The 8740-nt window shown below is 44.3% G+C and carries 8 protein-coding genes and 1 tRNA gene; 8 read left to right on the top strand and 1 reads right to left on the bottom strand.

Features of this window, described 5'->3' with window-relative positions:
- Window positions 1-8 precede the first annotated feature (8 nt).
- Window positions 9-80 (top strand) — tRNA-Asn (locus tag ACMN7X_RS11320).
- Window positions 81-122: 42 nt separating this feature from the next.
- Here ACMN7X_RS11320 and ACMN7X_RS11315 read toward each other — a convergent pair.
- Entirely contained in the window at window positions 123-1340 is a 1218-nt protein-coding gene (locus tag ACMN7X_RS11315; RefSeq protein WP_418747570.1) for an ROK family protein, read from the bottom strand.
- Between the two features lie 207 nt (window positions 1341-1547).
- Between ACMN7X_RS11315 and ACMN7X_RS11310 the strand changes: the two genes are divergently transcribed.
- The 7 genes from ACMN7X_RS11310 (at window position 1548) to ACMN7X_RS11280 (ending at window position 8733) form a co-directional block, all read left to right on the top strand.
- A complete protein-coding gene (locus ACMN7X_RS11310; RefSeq protein ID WP_418747569.1) occupies window positions 1548-2372 on the top strand; it encodes a class II fructose-bisphosphate aldolase in 825 nt (274 codons plus the stop codon).
- 51 nt (window positions 2373-2423) lie between these two features.
- On the top strand, window positions 2424-3512 hold the full coding sequence (locus ACMN7X_RS11305; RefSeq protein WP_418747568.1) for an ABC transporter substrate-binding protein: 1089 nt from the start codon (window positions 2424-2426) through the stop codon (window positions 3510-3512).
- Window positions 3513-3593: 81 nt separating this feature from the next.
- Window positions 3594-5267: an ABC transporter permease gene (locus ACMN7X_RS11300; RefSeq protein ID WP_418747567.1), complete on the top strand. Its 1674-nt coding sequence runs from the start codon at window positions 3594-3596 to the stop codon at window positions 5265-5267.
- 14 nt (window positions 5268-5281) lie between these two features.
- Window positions 5282-6361 carry an ABC transporter ATP-binding protein gene (locus tag ACMN7X_RS11295; protein ID WP_418747566.1) on the top strand — a complete coding sequence of 360 codons (1080 nt, stop codon included), beginning with the start codon at window positions 5282-5284 and terminating at the stop codon, window positions 6359-6361.
- A gap of 52 nt (window positions 6362-6413) precedes the next feature.
- The gene (locus ACMN7X_RS11290) at window positions 6414-6995 is read left to right on the top strand and encodes an SIS domain-containing protein (protein WP_418747565.1); all 582 of its coding nucleotides are present in this window, start codon (window positions 6414-6416) and stop codon (window positions 6993-6995) included.
- Window positions 6996-7024: 29 nt separating this feature from the next.
- Entirely contained in the window at window positions 7025-7621 is a 597-nt protein-coding gene (locus ACMN7X_RS11285; RefSeq protein WP_418747564.1) for an AAA family ATPase, read from the top strand.
- Between the two features lie 80 nt (window positions 7622-7701).
- Window positions 7702-8733, top strand: coding sequence for a molybdopterin-binding protein (locus ACMN7X_RS11280; RefSeq protein ID WP_418747563.1), 1032 nt, complete (start codon window positions 7702-7704; stop codon window positions 8731-8733).
- Window positions 8734-8740 lie beyond the last annotated feature (7 nt).

Below are 8740 nucleotides of genomic sequence, written 5' to 3'. Positions count from 1 at the left end.
TAAGATAATCCTCGATAGCTCAATGGTAGAGCACTCGGCTGTTAACCGAGTTGTTGCAGGTTCGAGCCCCGCTCGGGGAGTAAAAAACAGGTTATTCGATATGAATAGCCTGTTTTTTTATGTTACAGCATATTTGATGCAATTGGATTGAATTCATTTTCAAGCACCAGCGCGGCAGCACCGAAGGCACCGATTTCCCCGCCAAAAGGCGATGGGATGATTTCCATATGGTTAGATATTGCCGGAAGACACTCCTTGTTTACCTGTTCCTGAAGCGGATTAAAAAGGAGCGGTCCCGCTCCGATCAACTGTCCGGATAGGATGATTTTTTGCGGAGCAAATAAGTTGGCGGCCAGGGCGATGGCCCGGCCAAGATAATAGCCGGATTCTTCAATAAGATGGATGGCATCAGTATCGCCCTTTTTTGCGGCCCGGACAAGCATGTTAACTGTCGGCCGACGGCCGTCGGCAATCTTTTGCACTATTTGAAACTCGTTCTTTTTAAACCCTTCTTCGATTTTATCCCGTATACTTAAATCGGTTATCTCCGTATTCAGACAGCCCACCTGCCCGCAGTCGCAGATCCGGTTTGACGAGGATACCTTTAAGTGGCCGATTTCTCCCGTACTGCTGATTTTCCCAAAGTAAGGCTGCTGGTTGATAAAAGGAATACAACGGGCGCCGGTACGGATTGAAATCAGCAGAAAGTCGCAGGATTCCTGATATTCGCTCATCCATTTGAAAACAAGCCCCATCACACCGACATTATTGCCGATATAACATGGCAGGTGAAACCGTTCTTCCATAATGCTGACGATAGGAATATTTTCCCAATCTGCCATATGCGGATAATTCAGGGCCACACCCGAAGCTGTATCAATATAACCGGGAAGACCGATGCCTATACCGAGGACCCGATCCCGGCGGCTGCCAAGATATCGAAGACATTCTTCCGTATACTGAAAAACCAGTTCCAGCATAAACGAAGTGGAAATGGGTTCAGTTATCGTGGCCTGTCCTGAAAAAAGCGGCGTACATTTAAAGTCCATAATAACATAGTGAATGGCCTGTATGTTAAATTCAATACCGATAAAATATCCTCCGGCCCCATTTAAGTGGAGAAATATGGGCTTTCGCCCCATACGGCTGGTATCTGAACAAGTATCTTCAATCAGAAGCTGTTCCTGAAGAAGTTCAGTGATCGTATTAGAGACAGTCGTCATGCTGTATCCCGTCATTTTTTTTATGTTAAATCGTGAAAGGGGTTCGGGACTCCTTCGGATAAGATCTAAAATGTGATTGCGTTTTAGTTGTTTGCGCGATTCAACCAGAGTTTTCAAACAAACACCTCCAGATGTCAATTATATAACAATTATATAACATCCATAAATAATATGACAAGAAAAAAGTTATTTTAGTCAATTTCACTAAAATCGATTTCGATAAATGTGTAATTACGCCATATTGACGGCAATGTTAATAAAAGATATAATAGTTTTATCGAAAAAGAAAAAACTTATTGAAATATGTTGGGAGGATGGGTAGTTATGTATTGTACGATGAAACCATTACTTGCCCAGGCAATGGCAGATGGACAGGGTGTTCCGGCATTTAATATTCATGCACTGGAAGTTGTGCCGGTGATGGCGAAAGCGGCGGATGCGGTGAAATGTCCGGTTATTTTACAGGTGTCCGTTTCGACGGCAAAATATATCGGTTATTCCCTGTTGGCATCGATTGTAAAAAAGGTTTCTGAGGACATGACAGTAGATATAGCGCTTCATTTGGATCATGCGACCAGCCTTGAAGATATTCAGGAGGCTCTTAACGGAGGATTTTCTTCAGTAATGTATGACGGCTCAAAGCTTTCCTTTGAAGAAAATGTTTCGAATACACTGAAAGCCGTTGAGATGGCCCGGGCGGCGGAGGCTTCGATCGAAGCGGAACTCGGTATTGTCGGCCGGGGAAAGATCATTGAGACATATCCGTATACGGAGCCGGCGGATGCGGCTGAATTTGTGCGGCGGACAGAAGTTGACGCGCTGGCTGTCGGCATAGGAACACATCACGGTATGTATCAGGCGAAGACAAATATTCGATTGGATATATTAAAAGAGATTCATGAGGCTGTGGATATTCCACTGGTACTTCATGGGGGAACCGGCGTCAGGGATGAGGATGTCCGGGAGTGCGTTCGGCTTGGAATGTACAAGTTAAATTTTGGTACAGAGCTGAATGTATCCTGGGTTCGAAAGGCAAAGGACGTATTTGCGAAAGCGGAACCGGATGATACAATGCGAAATCTGATGATTGAATGTAATCGTGCGATGGTAGAAACGATTCAGAAAAAGATTCAGTTAGTTCGATTTTAAGTGCGCAGTGCATTTAAAATATCTTAAGTAAATATCAGGAGGAGGTTTACTATGAAAAAATTTGTATGTTTACTTATGACAATGACACTTGTCACATGTCTTCTGGCCGGATGCGGTTCCGAGAAGAAGGAGACAACAGCAGAAACAAAGGCTGAGACGACAGCAGAGACAACGGGTGAATCAGAGGCGGCGGAAGACCATTCAGATTTGAAGCTGACAATTTATTCCGCAGTATTTGATGATGAGACCCATGCTATCTGTGAGAGATTCCAGGAAGAAACCGGGATTAAGACTGATTGTGTTGTTTTAGGCGGCGGCGAGATCCTCGCAAGAGTTCAGGCAGAAAAGGATAACCCGACAGCTTCCGTATGGTTCGGCGGCCCGGCAGACCCGTTTATCACTGCTAAAGAAGAGGGATTATTGCTGCAGTATGAATCCCCGAATGCAGCATCGATTGAAGCAAAATATAAAGATGCCGATAACTACTGGACAGGTATTTACATTGGCTATGTTGGCTTTGTAAGCAATAATGACCGATTAGCAGAATTAAATATCGAAGCGCCTCAGTCATGGGAAGAATTGCTGCAGGATGAACTTAAGGGAGAAATTATGATGGCTTCCCCGGCGGCATCTTCCACAGGCTATGTTATTTTAGCATCCGTACTTCAGCTTATGGGTGAAGAAGAAGGCTTTGAATTCATGCAGAAATTGAATGATAACGTTCTTCAGTATACTGAGCGTGGTTCAGGCTGTATCGCATCTGTTATTTCCGGCGAAGTTGCCGTTGGTGTTTGCTTCTGCCATGATGCGATCAAGAATCAGCTTGAAGGCTATGAAGATTTGTTAACAGTGACTGTTCCTTCCGAAGGTACAGGCTATGAAACCGGCGCTATGGCTATCCTGGCAGACGGTCCTGATCAGGAAGCAGCTAAAATTTTCTATGATTGGGCTCTGACAGCAGATTGCCAGAACATGTTCAAAGAATACGGCGCATTCCAGTTCCTTACCGCTGAAGGTGCAGAAGCTCCGGAAGCAGCTGCAAGTATTGCCGATGCAAAAACAATCGAATATGATACTGTTTGGGCCGGCGAAAACAAAGCTGATTTCACAACAAGATGGGCAGAGTTGACAGGTAACTAAACGGATAGACGAAAAAGTTATTTGCTGAGGATGGAGGGTGCAGAAATGTACCCTCCTTTTTGACAAATGGAGGGACTGAATATGGAAACAAAATCTCATAAAAAAAAGGGGATGCTGCAGGACCCTGTATTGCTTCTGGTCATTGTTTTTGTCATTGTTGTGTTGTTGTTGTTTGTACTTCTCCCGTTGTTTTCAATTCTGAAGGGAAGTTTCCTTGATAAAAACGGAGTGCTGTCCTTTGAATCCTATAAGGCGTTGTTTAAAAACAAAAATTTCATCACGGCCTTTGGCAATACATTGCGCTTGGGACTTGTTGTCGGACTGACATCCACGATCATAGGCTTTTTATTTGCCTATGTGAAGCAGTGTGTCCGGAGTCCGTTTAAGAAATTATACAGTATTATAGAAATCCTGCCGATTATTTCACCACCGTTCGTATTGGCTTTATCTGCCATTACCCTTTTGGGGCGGAGAGGACTTATTACATATAAATTACTTGGTATTCCTAACTTTGACATTTATGGATTTAAGGGTTTGGTTGTCGTGCAGACGATGACTTTCTTCCCGATTGCAGCCATGACGCTGGACGGTCTTCTGGAGAATTTCGATGTGTCCATGGAAGAGGCGGCCCGCAATCTGGGGGCAAATCGTCTGAAAGTATTTACATCGGTTATGCTGCCAATGCTGGCATCCGGTCTTGCCAATGTATTTTTGCTTTCTTTTATTGAATCGGTGACTGATTTTTCAAATCCAATGATTTTGGGAGGCGGTTATAAGACACTGGCATCCCAGATATATATCCAGGCAATCGGCAATTATGATACGCAGACAGGTACGGCGATTGCGGCCATCCTGCTGAGTGTTACCCTGGTTGTATTTATTATACAGAAGGCGGTACTTGATAAACGGTCTTATGTCACTTTGACCGGTAAGGCCAGCCGTATCCGGGAAATGATCGATGATAAAGGGATTGTTGTTGTGACGAACGGTCTTTGCCTTTTTGTATCATTCTGGGTATTGCTGTTCTATGTATTCCTTGTACTCAGCGCCTTCTTTAAGACCTGGGGCGCCGATTATACATTTGTATTGAAGAACTTTGATTATGTATTTAAATATAGCATGAAGCCTGTGGCGGATACATTGTTGATCGCCGTATTGGCGGCGCCAATCGGCGGTATTCTCTCCATGATCGTTGCTTTCCTGGTCGTTCGCAAACGGTTTGTCGGAAGGCGGCTGGTTGAATATGTATCTATGCTTGGCATGGCTGTGCCGGGAACGGTATTTGGTTTGGGCTATATTCTTACATTTAATACGAAACCGTTGATTTTGACAAATACATTATGGATTTTGGTTATTGTGCTGGTAATGACCCGATTGCCGGTCGGCGTCCGTTCGGGAATGTCCGCGCTGCGGCAGATTGACCCGAGTATTGAAGAAGCGGCAACGGATTTGGGGGCAAGTACGGCGAAGGTATTTTCGTCAATTACACTGCCGTTGATCCGACCGGCCTTTTACACAGGGCTGGTATTCAGTTTTGTCAAGAGTATGACGGCGATCAGTGCAGTTATTTTCCTTGTTTCTGCAAACTACAATTTGTTGACAGTTCGTGTTATGCAGCATGTGGATAAAGGTCAGTTTGGTTATGCGGCCGCCCTGTCTGTTATATTGATGGCGATCGTATTTGTGGCTGTCGGTATTATGAATCTTATTTTACAGCGTTTTGGCAGAAGCAGTGATACGAATTTAATGGTATAAAGGGGGAAAATCAGATGAAAGCAAAAGGTGTTACGCTCAAAAACCTTTCGAAAATATATCCGGGCAAAAAGGGCAATAAAGATGTACATGCGGTAGATGATGTTTCACTGGATATTGAACCGGGTGAATTCGTGACATTGTTGGGACCTTCGGGATGCGGAAAAACAACAACGCTTCGAATGATTGCCGGTTTTGAGAAGCCGTCTGAGGGAGATATCCTTCTCGGCGGCGAATCTATCAGACACTTAACTCCGGATAAACGGGATACGGCGATGGTGTTCCAGACTTATGCCTTATTTCCGAATTTGAATGTATATGACAATATCTCTTATGGATTGAAAATAAAAAGACTCTCCTCCGACGAGATTCGCGCCCGTGTAACTGAGATATTAAAATTAACAGGTCTGACCGGTTATGAAAACAGACACACGAATGAACTTTCGGGTGGACAGCAGCAGCGTGTTGCACTGGCGCGTGCACTCGTCATGGAACCGGGGGTATTGCTTTTTGATGAGCCGCTCTCCAATCTGGATGCGAAACTGAGAGTGCAGATGCGTACAGAAATTCGTCGTATTCAGAAAGCGGTGGGGATCACGGCAATTTATGTAACTCATGATCAGGCGGAAGCGATGAGTATGTCCGACAGGATTGTCATTCTAAAGGACGGCAAAATTGCTCAGGCCGGAACGCCGAAGGATGTATATTATCGGCCAAACAGCGAGTTTTCTGCAAATTTCATCGGAACTGCAAACATTTTGCATGGAAAAGTGCAGAAAATGAACGATGATGATACGGTGCAGGTTTTAGTGGAAGGCATTTTGCTGGACAAAGTGCCTGCGTCGGGCAAGGTATATGAAATCGGCAGTGAATGTGCCATTGTTATTCGACCGGAAGCATGTTCCGTGCGGGAAACAGGTGTTTTTGAAGCGGAAGTGACGTTGTCCACATTTATGGGTTCTTATCAGCTTTATGAATTGGAATTGTTTGGAAATAAGTTCACTATTCACGAAAATAATCCAAAGACAAAACGAATTTATGAAATCGGAGAAAGAGCTAAAATAGAGTTGGATATTTCAGACATCCATATTATTTAGCCATAGATAATTTAAGTTTTAGCAAGTAAAATATAGGAAGGATAGAAGAAATATGAACACAGAAAATTACATAGCAGAATATCTTGAGATGGAAAAAAGAATGTTCGATGTGATCGACAGAGAAGAAATGAAGACTGTGGTTGACCTTATTATGGAAACCTATGAGGCTGAGGGAACAATTTATGTGTTTGGCAATGGCGGCAGCGCTTCGACGGCTTCTCATATGGCTAATGATTTTAATAAAGGCATTTCTGAATTTGTTGATAAGAAGTTCAGATTTTGCTGTTTGAATGATAATGTGGCAACGATGCTCTCCATTGCAAATGATATCAGCTATGAAGAGATTTACCGGTTCCAGCTGCGCGGTAAACTGCAGCCGAATGATTTGGTTATCGGGATCAGCGGCAGCGGAAACAGCGCCAATGTTCTCAATGCGGTCTCCTATGCAAAGGAACAGGGCGTTAAGACGGTTGGTTTCTGCGGCTTCAGCGGAGGAAAACTGAAAGAGATGGCGGATTATAAGTTTTATGTGCCGCTGGACAGCATGAAGGTTGTTGAAGACTTGCACTTGATGATGAATCATCTTATAATGTATGTGGCCGAGAGGAGACTTGGGATTGAGGGCTGCTGCTGATTTGATCAAGGCTCGAAAGGGATGATTCTATGAAGAAAAACCTGATTATTATGACAGGATGCCCGGGCAGCGGAAAGTCATGTCTGGCAGGAGGGATATGCAGTCGTTTTCCGGAATTAGAGTTAATTTCTTACGATACTATAAAGGAAAGTTATTTTGACCGGTATGGCTTCGATAATGCAGTGGAGAAAACACGCCTGAACAATAAAAGTTTAAAGGAATTTTATCGGATTTTAGACGGTCGGATGGAAAAAGGAAAGTCGATTTTAATCGAATATCCATTTTGCAGAAAGCATGCGGATACGCTGAAAGAGCTTGCAGAACAACACGGATATTCTATGGTTACGGTTCTATTGACCGGGAATATGCGGAGCCTGTATCTGCGGGGACTTCGAAGGGATGATAATGATCAACGGCATCCCGGGCATTTGCTGAACCGCTATCACCGCGGACAGCCGGTTTTGAAGGAAGATTGGATACAAGCCATGTCTTTTGATGAATATGTCAGAATGTGCCGCGAAAAGGACTATGATATACGGTTGGGGAAGACGATTGCGGTGGATGTGACGGATGTCAGCAGCGTTGACATTGAAAAAATATGCAGTGAAATAGAGACGGCGCTTTAGGGCGCCGTTTTTCTTGCGGTTGACACTGGAAATTTAAAACATTATACTGGGAATAGTAAAAAAAATGAAGGGAAAAGTCAATGAAATTAGTGCGTGTAGAGGATGCCGTCGGACAGGTATTATGCCATGATATCACCCGGATCATCCGGGGGGTGACTAAAGATGCCGTATTCCGAAAAGGACATGTGATTCAGAAAGAAGATATTCCGGTCCTTTTAGATGTGGGGAAAGAGCATGTTTACATCTGGGAAAATGATGAAACAATGCTTCATGAGAATGAAGCGGCGGATATTTTATACCGGATATGTAAAGGAGAGCATATGCATGGTTCCGAAGTCAAAGAGGGGAAAATCGAATTGATTGCGGATATGGACGGTGTGCTGAAAATAAGGCGGGAGAAACTCAGGGCAGTGAATGCGCTGGGAAAGATGATGATTGCATCTCGACATGGGAATTTCCCGGTAAAAAAGGGTGAAAAGATCGCGGGAATGAGAGTTATTCCGCTTGTTATAGAAAAAGAGAGGATGGAGGCTGCCCGGGAAGCGGCCGGGCAGAAGCCTGTTTTTGAAATTTTGCCGTATCGGTATAAAACCGCCGGAGTGGTGACTACGGGGAGTGAGGTTTATAAAAACCGGATTGCAGACACATTTACTCCCGTGATCGCAGAAAAGCTGGAAGAATACGGTGTTCGGACGGCGGAGCATGCCTTATGTAGTGATGATCCGGAGCAGATCAGGGAAACTATTCAGAAACAATTGGAAGCAGGGGTGGATATGATCATCTGTACCGGCGGGATGAGCGTTGACCCGGATGACAGGACACCGTTGGCGATTAAAAATACGGGTGCAGAGATTGTGACCTATGGGGCGCCGGTACTTCCGGGCGCAATGTTTATGCTGGCCTATTATAGAGGAAAAGTTCCGATTTTGGGACTTCCGGGCTGCGTGATGTATTCAAAACGAACAATTTTTGATTTGGTGCTTCCAAGAATTTTGGCCGGAGAAAAATTAGTTGAGGAAGATATTATTACAATGGGGGAGGGCGGATTATGCCTCTCCTGTCCTGTGTGTACATTTCCAAACTGCGGTTTTGGAAAAGGCGGCGGGAGATGATCGGGAG

Origin of the sequence: Frisingicoccus sp., assembly GCF_048388605.1 — a bacterium.
Classification (GTDB): domain Bacteria; phylum Bacillota; class Clostridia; order Lachnospirales; family Lachnospiraceae; genus Frisingicoccus.
This window is presented reverse-complemented; position numbering and strand designations above follow the sequence as displayed.

Bases quoted from the DNA above. Each gene is read 5' to 3' on its own strand.
- ACMN7X_RS11300 (WP_418747567.1), top strand. From the start codon at position 3,594: ATGGAAACAAAATCTCATAAAAAAAAGGGGATGCTGCAGGACCCTGTA.
- ACMN7X_RS11285 (WP_418747564.1), top strand. From the start codon at position 7,025: ATGAAGAAAAACCTGATTATTATGACAGGATGCCCGGGCAGCGGAAAG.
- ACMN7X_RS11305 (WP_418747568.1), top strand. From the start codon at position 2,424: ATGAAAAAATTTGTATGTTTACTTATGACAATGACACTTGTCACATGT.
- ACMN7X_RS11295 (WP_418747566.1), top strand. From the start codon at position 5,282: ATGAAAGCAAAAGGTGTTACGCTCAAAAACCTTTCGAAAATATATCCG.
- ACMN7X_RS11290 (WP_418747565.1), top strand. From the start codon at position 6,414: ATGAACACAGAAAATTACATAGCAGAATATCTTGAGATGGAAAAAAGA.
- ACMN7X_RS11310 (WP_418747569.1), top strand. From the start codon at position 1,548: ATGTATTGTACGATGAAACCATTACTTGCCCAGGCAATGGCAGATGGA.
- ACMN7X_RS11280 (WP_418747563.1), top strand. From the start codon at position 7,702: ATGAAATTAGTGCGTGTAGAGGATGCCGTCGGACAGGTATTATGCCAT.